Below are 21,643 nucleotides of genomic sequence, written 5' to 3' on the forward strand. Positions count from 1 at the left end.
CGTCGACACTCCGCGTGGCACACGGGCAGACTGGAGGTACGCCGCTAGTCTGGTGTCATCGGCTGCTGGCCCGATGAGTTCCCGCCACATGCGGGCCTTCTGCCGCACCGTTTTTCGACCAGCAGTGCAACGGAAGGTACCCCAGAGTATGTCGGCAAAAATCATCGCCGTTTGCAACCAAAAAGGTGGCGTCGGCAAGACAACGCTAGTGACAGGCCTGGCTGAGGTGTTTTCCAGGACACTCGGTAAGAGGGTCCTTGTCATTGACGCTGACCCGCAGTACAACGTGACCTCGGCCCTTGGCGTGACGGAACCGGAGTTCACTCTCAACGACGTTCTTTACGGCGACGAGTCGAACAACCAGAAGATCATGGCTGGTGTCGCAGGCGACGCCATCATGCCGGCGGGGGAGGCCTGGCAACCCCGAGCCGACAAGAACGAGGACTTCCCGCGACTTGATCTGATCGCGGCCGAACGCAACCTGGCCTCTCGCGAACGCGATTCCATGATGGCCCGCGAACACCGTCTGCGGATCGCCCTGAAGGGTGTCGCGGATGAATATGACATCGTCCTGATTGATTGCGCACCCTCGCTCGGTCTGCTGACTGTCAACGCCCTGACGGCGGCCACGCATGCCCTGCTGATCACCGAGCCCCGGGTCGCCTCCGTCGAGGGGCTTTCGGAGATCGTCACAACAATCGGGGAAGTGCAGGAGAACCTGAACGAGAATATTGAACTCCTGGGTGTCATCGTCAACAAACAGAAGAAGCGGGCTGACCAGATGCACTGGATTGAGAAGATCAACGCTAACTTTGGGGACCTTGTCTTCGAGCCGATGCTTCAGGACCGCGAAGTGTTCGCCAAGGCGCAGGCCGCCTCGCAGCCGCTGCGTGCATGGGGTTCAGAAGCTGCCCCTCACCGTGCCGACTTGGTTCAGCTGGCCACTCTGATCTGGAAAGGCGCAGAGGCATGAAGCGCCCAGGACCCGCACCCGAACGAGGTGGGACCCCGAGCGCTCTGGACGCCGTCCGTAAACGCTCAGGACTGACGAAGGCCCGCAACACCAGCGTCATTGCGGACATGACGCGCGTAGAGCAGCCGGTGGGGGAGTCCCAGCCTGCAGCGCTGATCGCAGTCCCGGCCCCTGTGGCTAAGCCTGAGCAATCCACAGCAGCAGCAGCTGTACCGGCACCCGCACCGGCTCCGACGGAGGTAGTACCGGCTCAGCAGGCTTCAGCAGTTCAAATTCCTGTCGTTCAGGCGCCGGCAGCCCAGCAGGCCGTCCCGCAACAGGCACCCGCCCAACAGCCACAGCCACAGCCAGTGGTTCACACACAGCCCGTTCAGCAGGGTCCGCAATATTCCCAGGCACTTCTCCGCCAGCCCGCACCGGAGGCGCTGGAGCCGGAGAAGAAGATGTACCGGAAGACAAGTTTCTTCCAGTCCAAGGAATCAGGCGCCAGGATGCGTTCCGCCTACATGGCAACCCGCCACCTGACCGGCTCCAGGACGCTCTCGGACTTCATCCTTGCCGCCGTGGAGCGTGAGGTCGAAGCCCTGGAGCGACAGTACAACGAGGGGAACCTGTTCACCGCTGACCCCGGCAGTGTTCCCCGAGGCAGACCCCTAGAGATCTAGGGCGCTACGTGAAGTAGTCCGGGAGTGTCATCAGCTCGGCATGCAGCTATTCAGCCGTAGGGTCCTGCTCCTCGTACCCGTGGTGTACGAATTTCGGCAGCATGGAGTAGGCCTCCTCGGCAGCCGTGGCCGGCAAGATATGTGGGTCCTTGTCTTGGGAGCGGTTGTCAGCTCCGCCAGCCTCACTGGAGTCAAGCGGTTCTGTGGAAGATGACTTCGCTACGGTCCCTCCGGTAAGTCCCCGGAACGACTTGCCCGCTTCCGCGAGTAGGTGGCTGCCGATCGGTGGCGGTCCTCTAACACGAAGGTCCTTCCGGGTGGGGTATACCTCAAGAGGACGTCGGGACAGCGACTGACCGTCATGTCAGGTTGGGGCAGTCTTCTGGTTCCTCGACACTCGACGTCGGGGTCTTAGGGTTCAATCTGACACGCTTCGTTGGGAGGTCGTCATGGCTGGGCATCGCATTGGACACATCGGGGTCAGCAGCCTGGAGCAGAATACTCAGCGGCAGCTCAGGGACATCCAACTGGACCCGCATTCTCACGGACGACTCCTCGGGCAAGTACACCGGACGCCCCCAGCTCGAGGAGCTGCTGCGCTTCATCCGAGAGGAGGACGCCCTGGTCTTGCACAGCATGGACCGGCTCGCACGGAATATAGATGACTTGCGTTCCGTGGCGAAGAGGCTCACGACAAGGGCGTCCGAATCGAGTTCCTCATGGAACGGATGGTCTTCAACGGGGACGATTCCCCGCCGGCGAATCTGATGCTTTCGGTGATGGGGGAGTCCGCCGACTTGGAGCGTGCGCTGATCGGTAAACACCAGTGGGAAGGGATAACTGGCCAAATCCGTGGGGTCTACCTCGGACGCCGGAAAGCACTCTTGCTCGAGAAGGCAGGGGAGCTGCGCCGACGGGCGGGCGGGGGGAGCAGAAGACCGGCGTGGACCGGGAAAACGGCGTCAGCCGCGAAACCCTTACGGGTACCTCGGGACAGACAGCCCAGCGCAGCGCCAGTAACCGGTATTAAAACAAACCAAGGCCAGAACTCGAATAAGTTCTGGCCTCGATTGTGTCTCCTAAGCGATCCACAGATGGTTTCTGCGATTGACCCAACCAATATCAGCCGGTTGAACTCCGAATCTGGGTGGTACTGCCCTTAGTGCGCGGCTTCGTACGTTTCCATGATGTCAGCCTGGATACGGCCGCGGGTATTGACCGGCAGGCCCTGGCCGACCGCCCACAGCCGGACTTCGCGGGCATTGGAGGAAGCTGGACGAGCTGTCCGAGCCCGCCCGCCGGTCTTCCGGGCTGCTTTGGTGTAGCGGCTGAATACTTCGCGCAGTTCCCGTGCATGAGAATCATTGAGATCGATTGCGTATTCGACGCCGTCGAGGGCAAACGAAAGTGTCTCACTTGCCTTGGAGCTGTCGAAGTCATCTTCCAAAAGGGTTACTACTCTTTGTGCCATACGAAAAGCATATGGCTTCGTACTTGGGTCGGATGACCGTTCGTTGCTAACGAATCTCAGGGGGAATTCCAAGGGATTTAGCGGTGCCAAGGAGACTTTCGCTGGCCCGCTCGACATGGAAAATGGGATAGAAGAATCCTGGTGCGGCATGACCGGGAGCTGGCCGCTCCCGGCGCCTGGTGGCCAACCTAGGTGGACTCCTCGCTGGGGGCGGATCGCGTGTGCTCCTCGTGGATCTTGACCCTCAAGGAAACCTTGCCGAGGTCCTCGGCTACGCCGACCAGGGTGACGGCGGCAGGAATCCGGCGGCTTCGTTATGTTTCGGGGGAGAGCCGGACCTGTTGACCGGCGTCCGACCTAATCTGGATGTCATTGCCGGCGGCCCCCATCTCGATGATGCTGCGGCATTCCTTGGGGCTAAAGCCCAGAAGGATCGTGACGCTGCGCAGCTGGCTCTGGCGAAACTGCTTGCCGGCGTCGCGGGGGAGTACGATCTGGTCCTCCTGGACTGCCCGCCGGGAAATGAGCCTTTGCAGGCGGCCGCGGTAGCTGCCGCCCGTTACGCACTGGTGCCGCTGAAGACCGATATGTCCAGCCGTAAGGGTGTCGCCGCCGTCGCTGCGCGAATGGACAGCGTCGTCGGCCTCAATCCGTCCCTGGACCTACTGGGCGTCGTTCTCGTCGGTACCGGTACGAATTCCAAGCAGGTTAACAAGGTCACCCGCGACCATCTCACCGCCGATTTCGGCACAGACGAAGTGTGGTTCCCGATGAGCATCCGCCACGCGGAGGCCACGGCCCAGGCGTGCCGTGAGCGTGGATTGTTGGCCCACGAGCTCGAGCGGGAGCTCAGCAAGGGACCGAAATGGTGGGAGGTCCTGCGCGGTGAAGCGAAGGCCGGACATGCAGGGCCAAAGTCGGCCTCGAGCGTGGCCGAAGACCTCCACGCTGTCGCCATGGAAGTGACCCGTCGGATCGCCGTCGCTGAATCCCAGGAGGTCAACGCGTGAGCGCCGAACCGACACCGAGCCGCCCCGCTCTCGGTCTGCCTCCGCGACGCACTGCAGCGCCGGCCGCTGAGGCGCCGCTGGCACGGATGCTCCCCGGACACAGGCCGGAGACGCCAAAGAAGGCAGAACCCAAAGAAGCCGAAACAGCGAATATGACGGTGAGTATCCTCGTCGCGCTGCGGAACCGGGCGCGGGCCGCGTACCGGGCGACCAGCTACGCCGAAGGAGATAACACCTGGAGTCACTTCGTGGCGAAGGCGATCGAAGCGGAGACAGCCCGCCGTGAAGTCGAACACAATGGGGGAGAGATGTACCCGTCCTGGGGTGAAAATCTTCCCGGGGGTCGGCGGCTCAAGGATAGCTGAATAGCTGGGCCCGCTCAGCCTTCGCAATCGGTACAGAACGTGCGGATGCCCGCTGCCTGCGGGTCTATTGGGCATACGCGGAGTGCCTCCGCGCGAGTCCAGGACTCAAGCACGGAGGTTCCACGTAGGCGGCGAGGAATGTGACGTTGACCGCCCTGTCATGAAATGTGGCACTGTCGGCGAACGCTTGTTTTTAGTGATTCAAAGCGCTCTCGAGGGTTTGCGTTGGCTGTTCCCTTGGGTGTGGTTGTGTAACGGGTTGGTGTCGGTTGGGGGGGTGGCCCATCCGGGGCGGGGGGTGTTCCCGAAGTACTCCTGACAGACCAAGCCGGACCCGCCGGAACGTGTCAGGCCGTGTTTCACGGCCGCGGGAACGGGAACATCCCATTGAACCCTTTTCAAGGAGTACTGCCATGCGTACATCTCTCAAGACTTTCCTCGGCGTTGCCGCTGCCGGTTCGCTCATGTTCTCCCTGGCAGCCTGCAGCCCGGCGAACACCGCATCCTCCGCCCCGGCCACTTCGGCCTCGGCGTCCACCTCGGCTGCGGCTGAAAAGCCCAAACCGCTGGCTTCGATCCCGGCGCTGACCGGTGTGTCGACCGCGGTGAAGCTTGATGCGTCCTTCGCGAAGGCACTGGAGACGCTGAAGCTGACTCCGGGCACGGTCGGCACCGCCGCACTGACCGACGGTTCGCTGATCTTCCCGATCACCGGCGGCAAGGTCGATTACTACGACCCGGCCAAGGACTACCGCCCGTTCGTTCAGGGCCTGATCAGCCACGCCGATTCCGGGTTCTCCCTCACCGCCGGGGACACGAAGGTCGACCTGACCAACTTCACCATCGACCCGGGCACTTCCAAGCTCTACGGTGATGTCGCGGTCAACGGCAAGACCGCCGTGAAGCAGGCCTACATCTTCAACCTCGACGGCTCCACCCTGAAGCCCCTGCAGGCCGCCGGTGACACCGCGGTCCTGGAAGGCACCCGCGTGCTGATCTCCGACACCGCCGCCGGCCTGCTGAACAAGACTTTCAACACCGACGCCGTGAAAGCCGACATGCTCGTCGGCATCGCCAAGATCACCGTCAACACCAAGTAACACCCACCAGGAATAGCCGAGAACGCCACGGACCTTGGGGGTCCGTGGCTTTTCGGTTCGGCGGTTAGAGTGGTCCCTGGCGGCCACGGAATGGTGCAGTGATCCAGACATGCAAAAGCTTGACGGGCAGAAGATCACCGAGGCGTTGGCGGCGAAGTTTGCCTCGCCGACACGCAGCACACGTCTGACCGTTGTCCTGGGTCGCTGGCTCGGGATCACCTTCACTATCTGTTTTTTCACCGGCCTTTTCAGCCACGGACTTCAAAATCCGCCCTCGTGGATGTACTTTCCCACCAGCCCTGTCTGGATCTACCAGCTCACCCAGGGACTGCACGTGACGGCAGGTATCGCCGCGATTCCGCTGCTGCTGGCAAAGCTCTGGTCGGTCTATCCGGAACTGCTGACGTGGCCGCCGGTCAAGTCCCTGGTACACGGCCTCGAACGGGCCTCCATTGCCCTGTTCATCGCCTCGTCGCTTCTGCAGCTGACCACCGGCCTGATCAATACGTACAAGTGGTATCCGTGGCCTTTTCCCTTTCGCGAAACCCACTACTGGCTGGCATGGGTGATCTGGGGCTCGCTCCTGCTGCACCTTGCCGTCAAGCTCCCGGCCATCGCCGCTCACTGGCGTTGGCGATCGTCAAGGGATCCCGCCGTCGGCGGGCCGGCCGCGAATGACCCCGGTACTTCCGGGGTCAAACCCTCTTTCGAGGCCGGAAGTGCCGGCCGCTGGTCCCGGCGGGGGTTCTTGACGGCTGTCGCAGCCGGGACCGGAGCAGTCGTTGTAACGACCGCGGGACAGTCATTCTCCTGGCTGGCACCGGCCAACCTGTTCGCCCCACGCAAGATGGGGACCGGCCCTCAAGGCGTGCCGGTGAACCGGACCGCAGCCGATGCCAAGGTGACCGAATTGGCGAAGTCCCCGACCTGGGCGCTCATGGTGCGCTCAGGTGCTTCCAGCCGGTCCTTCACCCTCGAGGAGCTCCGGGCGCTGCCCCAGCACAGCCACGAACTGCCGATCGCGTGCGTTGAAGGGTGGAGCCAGATGGCTACCTGGCGGGGCGTCCGCGTCCAGGACCTCCTCGCATCAGTCGGTGCCCCCGCGGGTTCCGAACTCCGGTTCACCAGCCTGGAGCCCGAGGGTGCCTACCGCACGATGAACATGCCGGCTGAGTACTCCCGGGACGAGAAGACGCTGGTGGCCCTGGAACTCAACGGTTCGATCCTCGATCTGGACCATGGCTACCCGGCCCGAATCATCGCCCCCGGCCGTCCCGGAGTTCTGCAGACCAAGTGGTTGCACAGCATGGAGGTCCTGTGAAAACGTCCTTGACTGTCAAAGCCGCCCGGGCATCGCTCGGCGTCGCGGGCGTGGCCATCCTCGTCTACGGGCTGCTGGGGCTGCCCACCCAACTGGGTCCGTCGCAGCTGATCGGCCTGCTGACATGGATGGCCGTTGCCATCCTCATCCACGACGGCGTCATTGTGCCACTCTCCACGCTCGCCGGTGCAGGCCTGACCCGGGCCGGCTCGAAACTGCAGCCCCCGTCCGCTGCCGTCCTGCGCGGCGCCCTGCTCACCGGCGCCCTGGTGACCCTGCTGGCGGGGATCCTGCTCAAGGCCCAGTCCGTGGCGCAAGCGGCCACGGTCCTGGAGGCCGGTTACGCCGTGAACCTTCTGGGGCTCTGGGTAGTCCTGGCGCTGGCCTCCGCGGCCGCCATCGTTGTCCTGGAACGCCGGGCCCGCCGGTCAGGGACCATCAGTCCCTGACCGGGCGGCTGGTCAGGTGCGCTGTCACCACGAGGTGCATTCACCAAGAAAACCTGCCCGCGCAAAAAGTGGGACTGCACAACAGTGGGCCCCGGATCTTAGGGGTCCGATGCCCTGCCGTAGAAGTTGCTCAGTCGGGCGCCGGTGACCCCTCGTCGCCCTGACTGTCCGGGTTAGACCGGTTCGCCGCGCAGGGGAGCGGTGGCAAATTCCTGCATGCCTTCGTCAAAGCCCACGGCCGGTGCCCAGCCAAGTTCGGCTTTGATCAGTGCCGAGGAAGCCGTGACGTGGCGGACGTCGCCGAGCCGGTACTCGCCGGTCACTACCGGCGCAGGACCCGCGCTGAAGGTGCTCAACGCCGCCGCGACGTCACCGATCGTCCGTACCTCGTCCGCACCGACGTTGTAGGCCCGGAACCCCGGTGTGCCGGCGCCGGACAGTGACTCCGTGGCGGCGATGTTCGCCGCGGCGACATCCCGGACGTGGATGAAGCTGCGCCGCTGGCCGCCGTCTTCGAACACGCGTGGCGCCTCGCCACGGGCCAGGGCCGAACGGAACAAGGACGCGACTCCGGCGTACGGCGTGTCCCTGGGCATCCTTGGACCATAGACGTTGTGATAGCGCAGGGCGATGGCCGAGCCGCCGGTGCTCCGGGCCCACGAGGCGGCCAGATGTTCCTGGCTCAGTTTCGATGCGGCATAGACGTTGCGGGGATCCAGGGCGGCGTCCTCGGTGACCATGGCAGGGACAAGGACTGCCCCGGATTCCGGGTCGCGGGGATCGTAGATACCGGCGCGCAGGTTAGCCTCGGTGCGGGGCCCGGGCCGGACGGGAAGCCCGGTCCGGGGATCGGCGTACGCGCCCTCGCCGTAGACCACCATCGAGGAGGCCAGGACCAGACGGGTGATGCTGTGGCGTTCCATGGCGGCCAGCAGGACTGCGGTGGCGTAGTCGTTGTTGCGGATGTAGTCCGGTGCGTCGGCGAAGCTGACGCCCAGTCCGACCTTCGCACTCTGGTGGCAGACCGTATCGACACCCCGTAGTGCCGAATCGACCGTTGCCGGGTCCGTGACATCGCCGGTCAGGAGTTCCACCTGCGGGTCGAAGACCGGCGGAGCGGGATGGAGGGCCGGTCTCAATGAGTCGAGGACCCGCACGGACCAGCCCTTGGAGAGGGCGGCTTCGACGATGTGGGAACCGATGAACCCGGCACCTCCGGTGATGAGGAGTTTCATCTGGCGTCCGCCATTTCCCGGACAGCCGGGAGCGCCATGATCCGGCGTACAGCTTCCTGGTCCATCAGCGGCCGGGCGTGGTAGTCCTCACTGATGGCGGCGACGGTCGCTTCAAGAACGGCCAGGACACTGTGCTGGGCATTCTTAAGCCGGGCGAAGACGGCGTCGGCGGTTACCGGTTCCGAGCCGTCGTGGCCGGTGTCGGAATCGGTGATGAACGCCAGATTGGCGAAACCCATGTTGAGCTCGGCGGCCAGCAGGGGTTCGGGGTACTGGGTCATGCTGATGATGTCAGCACCGCCGGTGACGTACCAGGCGGACTCGGCCTTCGTGGAGAATCGTGGTCCGTTGATCACGACCACCGTTCCCTGCGGCACGTAGCCAATGTTGTGGCTGGCGAGAGCGGCAGCCACGTGCGCACGCAGGGTGGGGCAAAACGGCTCCGAGGCCGGCAGGTGCTGGACGCCGGCGGGCGGGACGCCGTCAACGACCGTCCCGTCGAAGAAGGTGTCCGAGCGTCCCCAGGTGCGGTCGATGAGCTGGTCCGTCACCACGAACGTGTCGGGGCCGAAGCCCTCCCGTAAGCCGCCCACGGCCGAGGAGGAGAGGATGGCCTCGACGCCGAGGCTCTTGAGTGCCCACAAGTTGGCGCGGTAGTTGATTTTTTGGGGCGGCAGTGAATGTCCTCCGCCGTGTCGGGGGAGGAAGGCCACGGTGCGTCCGGCGACGTCGGCAAGAGTCACGGGACCGGACGGCGGCCCGTACGGGGTGTCAACGTCGACGGTGGCAAGGACCGCCGCGCCGTGGAGTTGGTAGGTCCCGGACCCGCCGATGATGCCGATGCGCGCCTGCGGCGTTCCGGTGAGTGCTGTGTCCATGGTGCAATCCTGTCATTCGGGGGAGCCTGGTGTGGGGGAGGGGGTGCCTGTCATGGGGTTGTCCCCGCGGCAACCGGCGTCAGGGAGTTGAGGCCGGTGAGGGCCGCCAGCTGAAGTTCCTGCCGGCGCCGCCACCAGACACCGGCTGCGACGGCGACGGCGGCGAGAAGCAGGGCAGTTTGATGAAGTGGAAGGCTGAAGGGCTCCTTGAGGGGGAGCATATAGATAGTGTCCAGGGCCAGGATGACGGCGACGTATTCCCAGCGCCGGCTCAGGACAATGAACGGCAAAAGCATGAGCGCGTACCAGGGATAGTTCGGGCTGATGATCAGCAGCGTGAGCCCGATCATGACAGTCTGCTGCTCCCAGACATTCCCGGGTAGGGTCCGCCGCAGCACACCGAGCGCAACAACGGCCAGCGCCGCGGCGCTGAGCATCGGCGGCCAGGGCCCGGTGGAGAGGAGTTGCGCCAGCCCGAAGCGGGTCCCGCCGCTCTGGCTGTAGCCCTCCTCTTTGAGGTAGCCGGGAAGGAAGCCCAGGACTCCGGCCCCGGCAGCGGCTAGATAGGGCACGTAAAGGAGGGCGAAAGTTGCCAGCGCCGCCGCGATGAACCGGGCGGGGCGCCGGAACAACAACGCGGGGGCGGCGATGACCGGGATGAGTTTCGTGGCGACGGCAGCCCCGAACACCATCCCGGAGCGCAGCGGTTTGCCTCCGGTCAACAGCATTCCGGTGGCCAGGATCAGGGCACCGGCCAGCAGATCAACATGGGCGTTGTTCACGGCTTCCAGCTGCACGAACGGGCTCCAGCCCCAGACTGCGGCGAGGTGAAGGGGCAGGCCGCGTCTGGCCAGGGCGCCGAGCAGCATCAGCGTCACGGCGACGCTGATGAGCAGGCCTCCGAGCTGGAAAGGAAGGTATCCAGCCGAGTCGGGGACGGCGGCCCGCACCCCGATGAAGTAGATCTCTGCAGTGGGCGGATAGATGGTGGGCACGTGCGGCCGGTTAATGGCCGTGCACAAGGGATTTCCCGACGGGTAGCCGAAGGCCGGGACGGATTCCGTCCCGAACAAGTCCTTGGCGCACACGGGCCTGCCCCCGTCGCTGGTGGCGCCGGGGGCGAACAGCCAGTCCGGCCGAAGCTCGGCGAGGGTCTCATCGACGGGCACATGCGAGTAGGGGGAAATGCCCGCCTTTTGGACGATCCCGTCCCAGGCGTAGCGGGCGGAATCGTTGCTGGTCCGCGGCGGCGCGCTCACGGCGACCAGGCCGAGCAGCACGGTGCCGGCGATGAGGACGGCACCCACGCGGCGTCTGGGGACGCGCTGGAGGAGACTGACTGCCCCAAGGAGGACGCCCCAGGACAGGAAGGTGCCGACAATCGGTGCGGATTCGAAAGGGTTATGGGGGACAACCATCCACCACAGCAAGCCCGCGAGGATCATGACCAGCGCCGTCAGCGTGGCGGCCAGTCTGAGGGTGGGGCGTTGCGCGCCGTCCGTCGGCGGCGAAGGACTCGCGACGGTCACACTGCGGTCCTGTCTGGCCCGGTGCCGGGGGAGAGCCGGCAGAAGACGCGGCCCTGCAGCCGCTGAACGGAGGCTACGGTCCATTCGCTGCGCTGCGCCCGGGACGCGAGACCTACGCTTCCCGTCCGGGCCCAGCGGAACGGTTCGCTCTGGTTTCCGCTTGAGTCCTCCAACACGGCGGAGTAGACGGTGTCCAGGTCCTCATCGTCCTCCACCTCGACGAGGAGAGTCCCGTGCGGGGCGATGAGCTGGCCGCAGCGGCGCAGCAGGGACGTGATGCTGCCGCCGATGCCGATGTTGCCGTCGAGCAGAATGACGGATTGCCAAAGACCGGTCTGGGGTACCGGAGCGAACACCGATTGTTCCAGCGCCCGGGCACCGCGGGCGCGCGCCCGGCGGACCGCCTCCGCACTGGTATCGATCCCCAGCGCCGGAAGGCCCATCCGCTGTGCGGCAGCCAGAAGCCTGCCCGGGCCGCAGCCGATGTCCAGGACCGGACCCTGAAGGCTCTGCAGCAGCGAACGCTCGAGCGGGTTTGCTTCCCCACACCAACTTTGGACGTCGAAGTCCACCGGGGCTGCCGTATGGTCGATGTCCGGACGAAGCGTCAGGGTCCCGGATCCGTCCGCCAGCGCCCTGGCATAGGGTTCCGTGTGGCCCTGGCCGAAGTGGGTGGCTGATGCCACGCCGGTGGCCGTCACGGCAGGGCCAAGGTCAGGAGCGGCGAGTCTTGCATGTGCTGGGCGGCGTCATGGACAGCGTGCGCGAAGTCGGTTCCCGGTATCGCGGAGGCGATGTCGAGCGCATCGCTGAAGTGGTCCATATCCGCCAGTTCCGGCAGCGTCCCGACACTGAGGCCCCGGGCTGACAGGCGGGCGAGCTGCCGTGCCCCGGTCGTGTCAGTAGACATCGGCACTCCCCGGATCAAAGCCCCGTCGGGGCGGAGCAGCGCGAGGGCCCAGAACCCGCCGTCCGTGGCCGGGCCGATCCAAGCGTCCAGTCCTGGGGTGCCCGTGGACCAGTCGTGAAGGAGCGGCGCCACGTGGTCAGCCGAGAACTGCGGAGTGTCCATGCCGATGATGAGCAGCGGACCGGTGGCCGCGTCGCAGATGGCGGCGAGCCGTTCATCCAGCCCTCCGGTTGCCTGCGGTACGACGGTGAACCCTTCAGCGTCTGCCGCCGCCGGTGTTCCGTCCATGACCAGCACACGGTTCCGTGTCGGGAGGATCCGGACCGTATCCAGGGTCCGGCTGAGGCTCAACTGGGCCAGGGCGGCGGCCCCTTCGGGGCTCAGCGGCGGGCTAAGCCGGGTCTTGACGCGGCCCGGCAGGCACTCTTTGGCGATAACCGCCACTGTAAGATCCAAGCTCTTGCTCATAACAGTCATTCGCTGCCGGGAGTATTCCGGACCGGTCCGGAAGATGCAGCGGCCGCGGCAGCCTTGAGCTGGGCGGACATATCCCGAACAGCCGTCACCGTTCCGCGCACCGTTCCGGTCACCTTCGACTTACCGGTGCGGGGGGCATAGGGGACGGGTAACTCCACGATCCGCCACTGGCGCAGACTTGCCTTCAGGAACATCTCCAACGGGTAGCCGCTGCGGCGGTCATCGAGCCCGAGGGAGAGCAACTCAACGCGTCGTGCTGCCCGCATCGGACCAAGATCGGTCACTCGTTCCCCGGTCAGGCGCCGGAGCCGCCAGGCCAGGACAATGTTGGCGATCCGGGCATGCAACGGCCAGGAGCCGCGTTGCGGCTGACGACTTCCCAGCACCAGATCCGCTGTGCCGCTGACGACAGGGGAGACCAGCCCCGGCAGCTGCGCCGGGTCGAGTGAGCCGTCGCAATCGCAGAACGCGACGAGTTCAGCAGTCGCTGCCAGCAGGCCCGCATGGGCGGCTGCTCCAAACCCCCGCCGGCCCTCATAAATCACGAGCGCGCCCAGACTCGCCGCGAGCTCGGCGGAACCGTCCGTGGAACCGTTATCGACAACGATGGCCCGGTACCCTTCCGGCAGACGGGACAGCACCCACGGCAAGGCGCCGCGCTCGTTCAAACACGGCAGAACGACATCAACCATGGCTCCAGTCATGTAAAACGCCTCTCAAAGCTATGGTTCCGCAGCGGCGCTTCGCCCGGGATTTCCAACGGTACGCGAACAGAAAAGTGCCACGGACCCCAAGGAAAGGAAGGGGCCGTGGCACTTCCCGCCGGTGCAGACCATGCATCCGGCAGGTATTCCTGGTGGGTGTTACTTGGTGTTGACGGTGATCTTGGCGATGCCGACGAGCATGTCGGCTTTCACGGCGTCGGTGTTGAAAGTCTTGTTCAGCAGGCCGGCGGCGGTGTCGGAGATCAGCACGCGGGTGCCTTCCAGGACCGCGGTGTCACCGGCGGCCTGCAGGGGCTTCAGGGTGGAGCCGTCGAGGTTGAAGATGTAGGCCTGCTTCACGGCGGTCTTGCCGTTGACCGCGACATCACCGTAGAGCTTGGAAGTGCCCGGGTCGATGGTGAAGTTGGTCAGGTCGACCTTCGTGTCCCCGGCGGTGAGGGAGAACCCGGAATCGGCGTGGCTGATCAGGCCCTGAACGAACGGGCGGTAGTCCTTGGCCGGGTCGTAGTAATCGACCTTGCCGCCGGTGATCGGGAAGATCAGCGAACCGTCGGTCAGTGCGGCGGTGCCGACCGTGCCCGGAGTCAGCTTCAGCGTCTCCAGTGCCTTCGCGAAGGACGCATCAAGCTTCACCGCGGTCGACACACCGGTCAGCGCCGGGATCGAAGCCAGCGGTTTGGGCTTTTCAGCCGCAGCCGAGGTGGACGCCGAGGCCGAAGTGGCCGGGGCGGAGGATGCGGTGTTCGCCGGGCTGCAGGCTGCCAGGGAGAACATGAGCGAACCGGCAGCGGCAACGCCGAGGAAAGTCTTGAGAGATGTACGCATGGCAGTACTCCTTGAAAAGGGTTCAATGGGATGTTCCCGTTCCCGCGGCCGTGAAACACGGCCTGACACGTTCCGGCGGGTCCGGCTTGGTCTGTCAGGAGTACTTCGGGAACACCCCCCGCCCCGGATGGGCCACCCCCCCAACCGACACCAACCCGTTACACAACCACACCCAAGGGAACAGCCAACGCCCGGGTTGGGGTGGGTTGTGAAAAAGTGAAATATCCAACGCTAGCGTGAGTTCTCGGCCTCGGATGGAGGGGCTTTAGGCCATTTGCCAGGGGATGTGGCGGCCTGTGGGACTGTCCCGCTTCTTAGGTTCTCTCGGGGTCCGGCGGGACTCCGGCAAGGAGCAGACCTAGTTTGTGAATGTCAGGCGTCGTCGATCGCCACTCCGACGTGGGCCACAGGTGGGGTCCTAGTGATTACACCCGTCGGAGTGTGGCCGGTTGAGCCGGGGCGTGGGCTCGGTCCCTGGTGGCGGTGGCCGGGGTCGGTGAAGAGCTCGGCGATGAATGCCACCTTGGATTTTTCGTCCCCCAACGTCGTGTCAGTGGTGATGATGGCGGCAGTGAGGCGCCCGTCCGGGGTGGCGGTTACCAGGGACGCTTCGGCGACGGGGCCGGAATTTGTCAAATCAAATGAGACGTAGTGGTTGTTGTAAATGCACCGAGGGCGCGGCTCTTTTTGCCGGGTCGTTGATCGCCGCCTTCAGCGGCAGCGGAGGTGCGGCAGGACGGCGGACAAACCGCTCGGGATGCGCGCCGTACGCCCGGTCCAGGGTGTGCTGGCGTTGTTCACGCACGTCCTCGGCTGTGCCGTAGTGCACGCTGGCCGGGGTGTGATAGCCGATCCCGGAATGCCTGTGCTCGTGGTTGTAGTAGGCGGTGAATCCTTCCATCCAGGTCCTGGCCTCGTTCACGGAGTCGAACCGTTCCGGGTAGTCAGAGGTGTATTTCATGGTCTTGAATTGGGCCTCGCTGAACGGATTGTCATTCGATGTATGGGCTCGGGAATGCGACCTGGTGATATCCATGTCCACCAGCATCGAGGCAAGGGCTTTGGACGTCATCGCCGCCCCACCATCGGCGTGCAGGTACCCCGGAGGGTTACCACCGGTCTCGGCGACAATCTCCTGCACGAGGTCCGCGGCCAGCTGGCCGTCCTCGATACGCTCGATGCGCCAGCCCACCACGTAACGGGAAAAAATATCCAGCACCACGTAGGCGTGATACCAGATTCCCTTCGCCGGGCCACGCATCTTCGTTATATCCCAGGACCACACTTCGCACGGTTTTGTGGCCATGAGCTCCGGAATCACCTTGGTCGGATGAGTGGCTTGCCGTCGGCGTTCCCCGCCCATCTTCGCGTCCGCCAGCACGCGATACATGGTGCGCTGCGAACACCAGTACCGCCCCTCGTCCAGCTCACGGACATAGACCTGGGTCGGTGAAAGGTTCGCGTAGTCTTGGCGGTTGAGCACCGACAGGATCTCGGCACGCTCGGCCGGCGAGAGCTCCGCCGGGTGCTGGGCCTTGGGCCAGGGCCCGTGCATCCGGGGCTTGGGCGCGGCCTGCCGGTGATGGGTGGCCCGGGAGCGGCCCACCAGCCTGCAGGCCCTCACCACCCCGAGGTGCCCGGTCAGTTCCGTTGCGGTTGCTGATTGCCACGACTGGTGTGCGGTGCTGGTGATTGCGCGTTCTTCGATGAGAGAGCTTCCAAGAACGCGACTCCTTTTCCCAAGGTATCCAGGGCGGCATCCGAGGAAGCCAACTTCCCGCGGGTCCGCTCGTGTGCGGCCCGCTCCGCGACCAGGTCCTTGGTCAGCTGGGCGATCTGGGCCTGCTCGTCCGTGTTCTTCGGCCGGCCCCGGCGTGCCGCCGGCTTCGCGAGCCTGCCCGCATCGAACGCGGCCCGCCATTCCTGGATATGGGAATCGTAGAGCCGTTCGCGGCGTAGCACTGCGCCCTTGGAACCGTTCGGTGCCGCATCGTATTCCTGGACGATCGCGCGTTTGAACTCGGCGGTAAAGGTCCTGCGTGCCGACCGGTTGGAACGCGGGCCCTGCTCCGCTGATCCTTGGTCCTGGCTGGCTATTTCTTCCGGTACGGGCTGTCCAGTCCCTGCTGGTGTGGATGTATTCATGGTGAAGTTTCCCTCCTGCCTCCAGCCTCTATTCTCGTTCAAGAAGCGGTCTCTAACGAGTCTGGCCGATAGGGGGCGGCCGTGGATGCCATCGAAGAGGTCACCGATCCATCCGGGGGTTTCCGCCGAGCAGGTGCGCGGGGCCGTCGGCATAAGCGTGCCGGTACATCCGGGTGAGTTCGGGAAGATCCCTGGCCTCTATGGGCCGGACGGGGATTATCGCCGGCCTGCTGTTCTGCGGCCCGGTCTGAGGTGTACTACTGATGTGAGACACAGTTTGAAAGGATTGTGCCCATGTCTTCCCGTCCCACTTATTCCGATGAGTTCAAGGCCGATGCCGTGCATCTCGTCATTTCCTCTGGCCGCTCGCCCGCTTCAGTTGCCCCCGAGCTGGGGATCTCCGTGACCGCGCTGAAGCGGTGGGTCCAGCTGCATCGAGAAGGAGAGGCCGGGTCCGGCGGCAAGCCTGATGATCCGGTGGATCCCGCGAAATACAAGGCGTTGGAGGCACGGCTGCGGGAGCTGGAAAGGGAGAATGATTTCCTGAAAAAAGTTTCGGCGTTCTTCGCCAAAGAACAACGGTAGAGGACCTCTACCGGCTTGTTCAGGAGAAGAACGCCGAATTCCCTGTCACCTGGATGTGCGCCCGGCTGGGCATTCCGCGGGCCTCGTATTACCGCTGGCTGGACCACGAAGAATCACCGACGACTGCCCGGCACCGGGAGCTGACTGGACTGGTCAAGGCGATGTTCGATTCCTCCGACGGGATCTTCGGCCATCGCATGGTCCACACCAAACTCGCCGCCACGGGTGTGGAGGTTTCCGTGGGGACGGTCGCTGCCATCATGGCCGAGAACGGCTGGGCGGCCAAGCGGATGCGCGCCTTCAAACGTACGACCATCCCCTCGGACCCGGACAAGGTTTTTGCCGATCTCATCGGCCGGGACTTCACCTCCGATACCCCCGGAACGAAGCTCGTCGGGGATATTACCTACCTGCGCACCGGCGAGGGCTGGTTGTATCTGGCCACCGTCATCGACCTGTGCACCCGCATGATCGTTGGCTGGGCGATGGCCGACCACATGCGCGCCTCCCTCGTCACGGGCGCGCTGGCGATGGCCAGGGACCGAGGACACCTGGCCCCGGATGCGATTTTCCACAGCGATTATGCCGAGAAAACCGTTAAGCCGAGGTTGCGGCTTCTGCCCTTGTGATTCCTGGGTCACTGACCCGTTCCTCGGCTTAATGTTTCCGCCTAACCTGCCTTGTATCCATGCTCCTAGCAGAAGGACAAGGCAATGGTTACGACAGTCACGGCCATCGGAGATGTCGTTGTGGCCGCGTTGGAAGACGCCGGCTATATGCAGTCCACGATCGGCCAGGTTCGCAAGTCCATCAAATGGCTGGGTGTTCTGGCCAAGAAACAAGATGGCTTCTATACAAGCAAGCTGGGTGCGGAATTCGCCTCGATGACGACGAGCCCGCGGACCGGGCGGTACAGCGCCCAGCGCCATACCGATTACGGCCGCTTGGTGTGGTTATTTGACTCCTATGTGCTTACCGGCACCGTGGATCTTTCCATGAGGCCCCGGGGCAGGCAGAAGGAAAAGCCCAGCAGCCCGGAATTCTCCAAGCTACTGGTGTCGTGGTCCCAGGACATGGAGCAGCGTGGCCTCGCGCGTTCCACACAAGATTGTTTCGGCGGATTGGCCTGCGAGTATCTGATCTTCTTGGAGGCTTGCGGGATTTCCTCGTGGGATGACGCCGACGGATCCAGTGTCCTGGCATTTCTCGAGTCTCTTCGAAGCCGGTGGGCTGATTCGAGCATGTGGTCGGCGGTGGCCAGTTTCCGCCCGTTCCTGAAATTCACATCCCGCACGGATCTGCTCGATGCATTGGCACTGGTCCGGGCGAGACGGCACCACGAGATTGTTGCCTTGCTCGATTCCGGAGTTGAAGGAGAAGTTGTTGACGCCTGCCGGCAAGGATTGGTGTCCTCACGGGACGCGGCGATTGCGTTGCTCGCGTTGTCCACCGGTCTTCGTGCGTGCGATATCCGCGGCCTGCGGCTGGCGGACATCGACTGGCGGGGCGGCACGATCGGAATCGTGCAACAAAAGACCGGCAACCCACTGACCCTGCCGTTACCGCCACTGATCCTGGCCAAGCTTGGGCACTACGTGCTTGACGAGCGGCCGGTCTCCGCCGAGGAGGAAGTCTTCTTGAGGCTGAAGGCTCCGCATGTTGCCTTGGCTGACCATGCGGCGATTTACGTGGTTGTCAACAAGGTCTTTCATGCTTCCGGGGTGGCGGATGTGAAGGTTGGAACGCGTGCCCTTCGCTACAACGCGGCGTCCAAGCTGTTGCAGGCAGGCACCGCGTTGCCGACGATCTCGGCGATCCTCGGCCATGCCCACAGTGACTCGACCAATGTGTATCTGAGCGCGGATACCGAGCGGTTGCGCTCATGCGTCCTTCCGCTGCCGGAAGGGGCAGTGTGATGAGCACGTATAAATTCACCAGCGTGTTCGCCCGGGAACTGACGCGGTATCTCGCCTTCAAACAGGGCATGGGCTGCTACGGCGATTCGCGCATCTGGTACTTGCGCAGTTTCGACACCTACTGCACGGAACACCAGGTGGCGTCTTTCGACCAGCAGGCCGTAGAAGGTTGGGTCATGTTCAAGAAGTCCTCCCAGCCGGGCTCCAGCCCGTCCTGGATGTCATACATCAGGGATTTCGGCCGTTGGATGCGGACCCACGACAACCCGGAAGCGTATGTGCTTGCCGAGTCCTGGAAGAGCGGCTTCTTCCGCTCCCAGCCCTACTTGTTGAGCCGCGAGGAAATCTCGTTGTTCTTCCAATCCGCTACCGAGCTGGAGACCACTTCGCCGTGGAAATGGCAGTCCGTCGCCTTTTTTGCGCTGATGCACTCGTGCGGGCTTCGGACCTGCGAAACCCGCAGGCTGCAACCCCGGGATGTTGACCTCGATAAAGGGGAGATCGATGTCCTGTGGTCCAAGGCCAACAGGAGCCGGCGCCTGCCAATCACGGGCCAGGTCATCGATGTCCTCGCAGACTGCGACCGGACATCCCGCAAGAGGTTCGGGCAACAACGTCCCGGGTTCTTCGTCTCCTCGACCGCAGCCCCGGTATCACCGGCATCGATCGGGGTCACGTTTAACCGAATCTGGGACCAAGCCGGGTTGCCACGGGCAGTTGGTGGCAGACAGCCTCACCCCTACTCCTTCCGCCACCATTTCGCCTACGCCAACATCGAACGATGGATGGCCGAAGGCACCGACGTCAATGCGATGCTGCCCTACCTCGCCCGGTATATGGGGCATGCATCGCTGGACAGCACCTTCTACTACATCCACACATCACCGGACTTCATGGATGGCTACGCAGCACTCACCCACGACGGCCCAGGCGTGTTCCCCGAGGTGGGATTCGAATGAAACGCACAACCCACGAACCGGCACCTGATTTCTGGGGTTACGCACGGAACTACCTGCACGACTTCCTGCCCAACGTCAGGGAAATGGCGCCGCGCAGCATCGAGGCATACCGGATCAGTCTGGAAAGCTACCTCCATTACCTGGTCACGGAGAAGCAGGTCCGCCGCCAGAACATCGGCTTTGATCACTTCGACCGGCAATTCCTCAAGGACTGGCTGGTATGGATGCGGCAAACCAAGAAATACCTGCCCGCAACCATCGGCCTGCGCCTGAGCGCCGTCAAGGCCTTCCTGAATTTCGCGTCCGCGGAAGACCTCACCCTGGTCGCTGTTTACCAGGCTGCCAAGAACATCAAGGCACCAACCACACCGCGCAAACCCATCGAATACCTCCAAGAGAACGAGACGGCAGCGATTCTCGCCGCCTACGACGGCAACGACGTGAAGTCACGCCGGAACCGCATGCTGCTCATCCTGCTCTACGACAGCGGTGCCCGCGTCGGCGAGATCACCGCGCTAACCATTGACGACCTGGCACTGACAAGACCGGCCCACCTGACCCTCACGGGCAAACGGGATAAGAGCCGCGTCGTCCCCTTGGGCGAGAAGACCGTGGAACACCTGAAGGTCTATCTCGACGAGTTCCACCCGCAACGCGCAAACCGGCCCGCGACGCGGCCCCTGTTTTATAGCTTCCACCGCGGTCAACCGATTGCCCCTTCCAGCGACACCGTTGCCGCGGTGCTCAAGAAAGCCGGGGACGTCGCCCGCGAATGGTGCCCTTCGGTCCCGGGCAATCTCCACTGCCACATGCTGCGGAAGACCAAGGCCATGGACCTCTATAAGCAAGGCATACCGTTGCCGATCATCATGCAGCTGCTCGGACACGAAAGCATGAGCACCACCTCGGCGTTCTACGCCTTCGCCACCCTCGACATGATGCGGGCAGCGATGAAAGCGGCCACCCCTGCAATCGGCGAAACGAGCACCGATGTGCTCAGCGACGATGAACTTCAACTGCTCTACTCACTGAAATAACACCAAACATTAAGCCGAGGAACGGGTCAGTGACCCAGGAATCACAAGAGCAGAAGCCGCAACCTCGGCTTAACGGTTTTCTCGGCATAATCGCTGTTAAGCCGAATTCGGCTTAACAGCGACCGCGGCACCCAATACACCTCCCGGGAAATGGGCGCCTGGTGCACCGGAAACGCTGTTCGCCAGTCGATGGGGGCCACCGGGGTGTGTTGGGATAATGCCGTCGCCGAGTCGGCGTTCTCATCCCTGAAGAACGAGTTCTACCACCACCACAGCTTCGCTACACGGCAGGACGCCCGCCGGGCAACCATGCGCTACATCGAAGTTTTCTACAACCGCTGGCGCCCCCACACCAACAATGATGGGCTGCCGCCGGCCACAGCAATGGCCAACTTCAAGACCAAAATCCAGCCGCTACCCGCGGCCGCCTAACCCAAAAAGAAACCAACCGGCTGTCTCACATCCTTGACACACCTCAGTCAGTGCAACCGATGTGATCAATGGATTCATGACAGCCCTGCCCTCCGTCATCCCGGTCGCGCACGGAAGAGACAGGGTCTCAGGGTCTTACGGGGAGTTAACCGCGATTTTTCCTGAGGTACGGTTTCTGGCGGTTCAGGGATGGCTGCCTGATTTCGTCGATTTTTGCATGTGGGTGCATCAAATTTCCGCTGACCGGCGGCAGCCGTGGTGGGGGTTCCACGGCCATCGTTTGTCGTTCTTGTTTCCTTATCTTCTGCTGGCTGCCGGACGCGCGCGGCTATGGCGGGCGCTGGGCCGCCGCGAGCCGGTTCAAAGCCTTGATTAGCAGGTCCGTTTAGGGGCTTTGGCCGGCGGGGTGGACGGTGAATCGGGCTCCTGCTCAGTTTCCCCGGCATGATGGCAGGGCAATGTGGATGTTCAACTCTTGTCAGAATCGGTACCCAGCTGCCGAAGGATTATGACATCCAAACGCTTACTTCCCGCAAACAATCCACCGCGGCCGCACGCCCGGCGTTGGCGGTACAGCCCGGCACCACCTCTCAGTCCACTGCCTTGGGTTTCTGGTAGAGGTTCTCGGCTGAGACC

The 21,643-nt window shown here is 63.7% G+C and carries 23 protein-coding genes and 3 pseudogenes; 15 read left to right on the plus strand and 11 right to left on the minus strand.

Features of this window, described 5'->3' with window-relative positions; all coding sequences use genetic code 11:
* Window positions 1–148 precede the first annotated feature (148 nt).
* The 3 genes and pseudogenes from ASPU41_RS20595 (at window position 149) to ASPU41_RS22370 (ending at window position 2,668) form a co-directional block, all read left to right on the plus strand.
* The gene (locus ASPU41_RS20595; protein ID WP_069952936.1) at window positions 149–973 is read left to right on the plus strand and encodes a ParA family protein; all 825 of its coding nucleotides are present in this window, start codon (window positions 149–151) and stop codon (window positions 971–973) included.
* Window positions 974–1,323: 350 nt separating this feature from the next.
* On the plus strand, window positions 1,324–1,638 hold the full coding sequence (locus ASPU41_RS20600; protein ID WP_083266741.1) for a ParB family protein: 315 nt from the start codon (window positions 1,324–1,326) through the stop codon (window positions 1,636–1,638).
* Between the two features lie 449 nt (window positions 1,639–2,087).
* Window positions 2,088–2,668: pseudogene (locus ASPU41_RS22370) on the plus strand (recombinase family protein).
* A 129-nt stretch (window positions 2,669–2,797) separates the two neighbouring features.
* Here the strand turns inward: ASPU41_RS22370 and ASPU41_RS20610 are convergent.
* Complete coding sequence (locus tag ASPU41_RS20610; protein WP_069952938.1) at window positions 2,798–3,109, minus strand: histone-like nucleoid-structuring protein Lsr2; 312 nt, start codon at window positions 3,107–3,109, stop codon at window positions 2,798–2,800.
* Between the two features lie 179 nt (window positions 3,110–3,288).
* Between ASPU41_RS20610 and ASPU41_RS20615 the strand changes: the two genes are divergently transcribed.
* The 5 genes from ASPU41_RS20615 (at window position 3,289) to ASPU41_RS20635 (ending at window position 7,354) form a co-directional block, all read left to right on the plus strand.
* Complete coding sequence (locus ASPU41_RS20615; RefSeq protein WP_269450085.1) at window positions 3,289–4,119, plus strand: ParA family protein; 831 nt, start codon at window positions 3,289–3,291, stop codon at window positions 4,117–4,119.
* Entirely contained in the window at window positions 4,116–4,484 is a 369-nt protein-coding gene (locus ASPU41_RS22875) for a ParB family protein (RefSeq protein ID WP_157357164.1), read from the plus strand. Before ASPU41_RS20615 ends, ASPU41_RS22875 begins: the two co-directional genes overlap by 4 nt.
* A 413-nt stretch (window positions 4,485–4,897) precedes the next feature.
* On the plus strand, window positions 4,898–5,584 hold the full coding sequence (locus ASPU41_RS20625; protein ID WP_069952941.1) for a hypothetical protein: 687 nt from the start codon (window positions 4,898–4,900) through the stop codon (window positions 5,582–5,584).
* Between the two features lie 109 nt (window positions 5,585–5,693).
* Complete coding sequence (locus ASPU41_RS20630; RefSeq protein ID WP_069952942.1) at window positions 5,694–6,905, plus strand: molybdopterin-dependent oxidoreductase; 1,212 nt, start codon at window positions 5,694–5,696, stop codon at window positions 6,903–6,905.
* Window positions 6,906–6,913: 8 nt separating this feature from the next.
* Entirely contained in the window at window positions 6,914–7,354 is a 441-nt protein-coding gene (locus ASPU41_RS20635; RefSeq protein WP_157357165.1) for a hypothetical protein, read from the plus strand.
* A 173-nt stretch (window positions 7,355–7,527) separates the two neighbouring features.
* Here the strand turns inward: ASPU41_RS20635 and ASPU41_RS20640 are convergent, their stop codons facing one another.
* The 10 genes from ASPU41_RS20640 to ASPU41_RS23615 all read right to left on the minus strand — a co-directional run bounded on the left by ASPU41_RS20640 (window position 7,528) and on the right by ASPU41_RS23615 (window position 16,078).
* The gene (locus ASPU41_RS20640) at window positions 7,528–8,589 is read right to left on the minus strand and encodes an NAD-dependent epimerase/dehydratase family protein (protein ID WP_069952944.1); all 1,062 of its coding nucleotides are present in this window, start codon (window positions 8,587–8,589) and stop codon (window positions 7,528–7,530) included.
* A complete protein-coding gene (locus ASPU41_RS20645) occupies window positions 8,586–9,467 on the minus strand; it encodes an MTAP family purine nucleoside phosphorylase (RefSeq protein WP_069952945.1) in 882 nt (293 codons plus the stop codon). Before ASPU41_RS20645 ends, ASPU41_RS20640 begins: the two co-directional genes overlap by 4 nt.
* 50 nt (window positions 9,468–9,517) lie before the next feature.
* Entirely contained in the window at window positions 9,518–10,996 is a 1,479-nt protein-coding gene (locus tag ASPU41_RS20650; RefSeq protein WP_069952946.1) for a glycosyltransferase family 87 protein, read from the minus strand.
* Window positions 10,993–11,682 (minus strand): methyltransferase domain-containing protein, encoded by a 690-nt coding sequence (locus ASPU41_RS20655; protein ID WP_197515872.1) that lies wholly within the window; start codon window positions 11,680–11,682, stop codon window positions 10,993–10,995. The genes ASPU41_RS20650 and ASPU41_RS20655 overlap by 4 nt, the downstream gene beginning before the upstream one ends.
* An 11-nt stretch (window positions 11,683–11,693) precedes the next feature.
* A complete protein-coding gene (locus ASPU41_RS20660; RefSeq protein WP_231941557.1) occupies window positions 11,694–12,362 on the minus strand; it encodes a TIGR04282 family arsenosugar biosynthesis glycosyltransferase in 669 nt (222 codons plus the stop codon).
* Window positions 12,363–12,379: 17 nt separating this feature from the next.
* Window positions 12,380–13,075, minus strand: a complete 696-nt coding sequence (locus ASPU41_RS20665; protein ID WP_069952949.1) for a glycosyltransferase family 2 protein — start codon at window positions 13,073–13,075, stop codon at window positions 12,380–12,382.
* A 171-nt stretch (window positions 13,076–13,246) separates the two neighbouring features.
* Window positions 13,247–13,933, minus strand: a complete 687-nt coding sequence (locus tag ASPU41_RS20670; RefSeq protein WP_069952941.1) for a hypothetical protein — start codon at window positions 13,931–13,933, stop codon at window positions 13,247–13,249.
* Between the two features lie 372 nt (window positions 13,934–14,305).
* A complete protein-coding gene (locus ASPU41_RS20675) occupies window positions 14,306–14,569 on the minus strand; it encodes a hypothetical protein (RefSeq protein WP_069952950.1) in 264 nt (87 codons plus the stop codon).
* Between the two features lies 1 nt (window position 14,570).
* Entirely contained in the window at window positions 14,571–15,557 is a 987-nt protein-coding gene (locus tag ASPU41_RS20680; RefSeq protein WP_231941082.1) for an IS3 family transposase, read from the minus strand.
* A 17-nt stretch (window positions 15,558–15,574) separates the two neighbouring features.
* Window positions 15,575–16,078 (minus strand): transposase, encoded by a 504-nt coding sequence (locus ASPU41_RS23615; RefSeq protein ID WP_197515666.1) that lies wholly within the window; start codon window positions 16,076–16,078, stop codon window positions 15,575–15,577.
* A 294-nt stretch (window positions 16,079–16,372) separates the two neighbouring features.
* Here ASPU41_RS23615 and ASPU41_RS20690 point away from each other — a divergent pair, with 294 nt between their 5' ends.
* The 7 genes and pseudogenes from ASPU41_RS20690 (at window position 16,373) to ASPU41_RS22880 (ending at window position 21,383) form a co-directional block, all read left to right on the plus strand.
* Window positions 16,373–16,663 (plus strand): transposase, encoded by a 291-nt coding sequence (locus ASPU41_RS20690; RefSeq protein WP_069952951.1) that lies wholly within the window; start codon window positions 16,373–16,375, stop codon window positions 16,661–16,663.
* A 38-nt stretch (window positions 16,664–16,701) separates the two neighbouring features.
* Window positions 16,702–17,292, plus strand: a pseudogene (locus tag ASPU41_RS20695) (IS3 family transposase); the annotation flags it as partial.
* Window positions 17,293–17,376: 84 nt separating this feature from the next.
* Entirely contained in the window at window positions 17,377–18,579 is a 1,203-nt protein-coding gene (locus ASPU41_RS20700; RefSeq protein WP_069952953.1) for a tyrosine-type recombinase/integrase, read from the plus strand.
* Window positions 18,579–19,538 (plus strand): tyrosine-type recombinase/integrase, encoded by a 960-nt coding sequence (locus tag ASPU41_RS20705; protein ID WP_069952868.1) that lies wholly within the window; start codon window positions 18,579–18,581, stop codon window positions 19,536–19,538. The genes ASPU41_RS20700 and ASPU41_RS20705 overlap by 1 nt, the downstream gene beginning before the upstream one ends.
* On the plus strand, window positions 19,535–20,575 hold the full coding sequence (locus ASPU41_RS20710; protein ID WP_069952869.1) for a tyrosine-type recombinase/integrase: 1,041 nt from the start codon (window positions 19,535–19,537) through the stop codon (window positions 20,573–20,575). The genes ASPU41_RS20705 and ASPU41_RS20710 overlap by 4 nt, the downstream gene beginning before the upstream one ends.
* A 114-nt stretch (window positions 20,576–20,689) precedes the next feature.
* A pseudogene (locus ASPU41_RS20715) lies at window positions 20,690–21,007 on the plus strand (integrase core domain-containing protein); the annotation flags it as partial.
* 76 nt (window positions 21,008–21,083) lie between these two features.
* On the plus strand, window positions 21,084–21,383 hold the full coding sequence (locus ASPU41_RS22880) for a hypothetical protein (RefSeq protein ID WP_157357168.1): 300 nt from the start codon (window positions 21,084–21,086) through the stop codon (window positions 21,381–21,383).
* The last annotated feature ends 260 nt before the right edge of the window (window positions 21,384–21,643 follow it).

The organism is Arthrobacter sp. U41 (genome assembly GCF_001750145.1).
Classification (GTDB): Bacteria; Actinomycetota; Actinomycetes; order Actinomycetales; family Micrococcaceae; genus Arthrobacter.

Coding starts and splice junctions, on each gene's coding strand:
- ASPU41_RS20630 (WP_069952942.1), top strand. CDS start 5,694: ATGCAAAAGCTTGACGGGCAGAAGATCACCGAGGCGTTGGCGGCGAAG.
- ASPU41_RS20700 (WP_069952953.1), top strand. CDS start 17,377: ATGGTTACGACAGTCACGGCCATCGGAGATGTCGTTGTGGCCGCGTTG.
- ASPU41_RS20610 (WP_069952938.1), bottom strand. CDS start 3,109: ATGGCACAAAGAGTAGTAACCCTTTTGGAAGATGACTTCGACAGCTCC.
- ASPU41_RS20645 (WP_069952945.1), bottom strand. CDS start 9,467: ATGGACACAGCACTCACCGGAACGCCGCAGGCGCGCATCGGCATCATC.
- ASPU41_RS20690 (WP_069952951.1), top strand. CDS start 16,373: ATGTCTTCCCGTCCCACTTATTCCGATGAGTTCAAGGCCGATGCCGTG.
- ASPU41_RS23615 (WP_197515666.1), bottom strand. CDS start 16,078: ATGAATACATCCACACCAGCAGGGACTGGACAGCCCGTACCGGAAGAA.
- ASPU41_RS20640 (WP_069952944.1), bottom strand. CDS start 8,589: ATGAAACTCCTCATCACCGGAGGTGCCGGGTTCATCGGTTCCCACATC.
- ASPU41_RS20595 (WP_069952936.1), top strand. CDS start 149: ATGTCGGCAAAAATCATCGCCGTTTGCAACCAAAAAGGTGGCGTCGGC.
- ASPU41_RS20710 (WP_069952869.1), top strand. CDS start 19,535: ATGAAACGCACAACCCACGAACCGGCACCTGATTTCTGGGGTTACGCA.
- ASPU41_RS20665 (WP_069952949.1), bottom strand. CDS start 13,075: ATGGTTGATGTCGTTCTGCCGTGTTTGAACGAGCGCGGCGCCTTGCCG.
- ASPU41_RS20625 (WP_069952941.1), top strand. CDS start 4,898: ATGCGTACATCTCTCAAGACTTTCCTCGGCGTTGCCGCTGCCGGTTCG.
- ASPU41_RS20705 (WP_069952868.1), top strand. CDS start 18,579: ATGAGCACGTATAAATTCACCAGCGTGTTCGCCCGGGAACTGACGCGG.
- ASPU41_RS20670 (WP_069952941.1), bottom strand. CDS start 13,933: ATGCGTACATCTCTCAAGACTTTCCTCGGCGTTGCCGCTGCCGGTTCG.
- ASPU41_RS22880 (WP_157357168.1), top strand. CDS start 21,084: ATGACAGCCCTGCCCTCCGTCATCCCGGTCGCGCACGGAAGAGACAGG.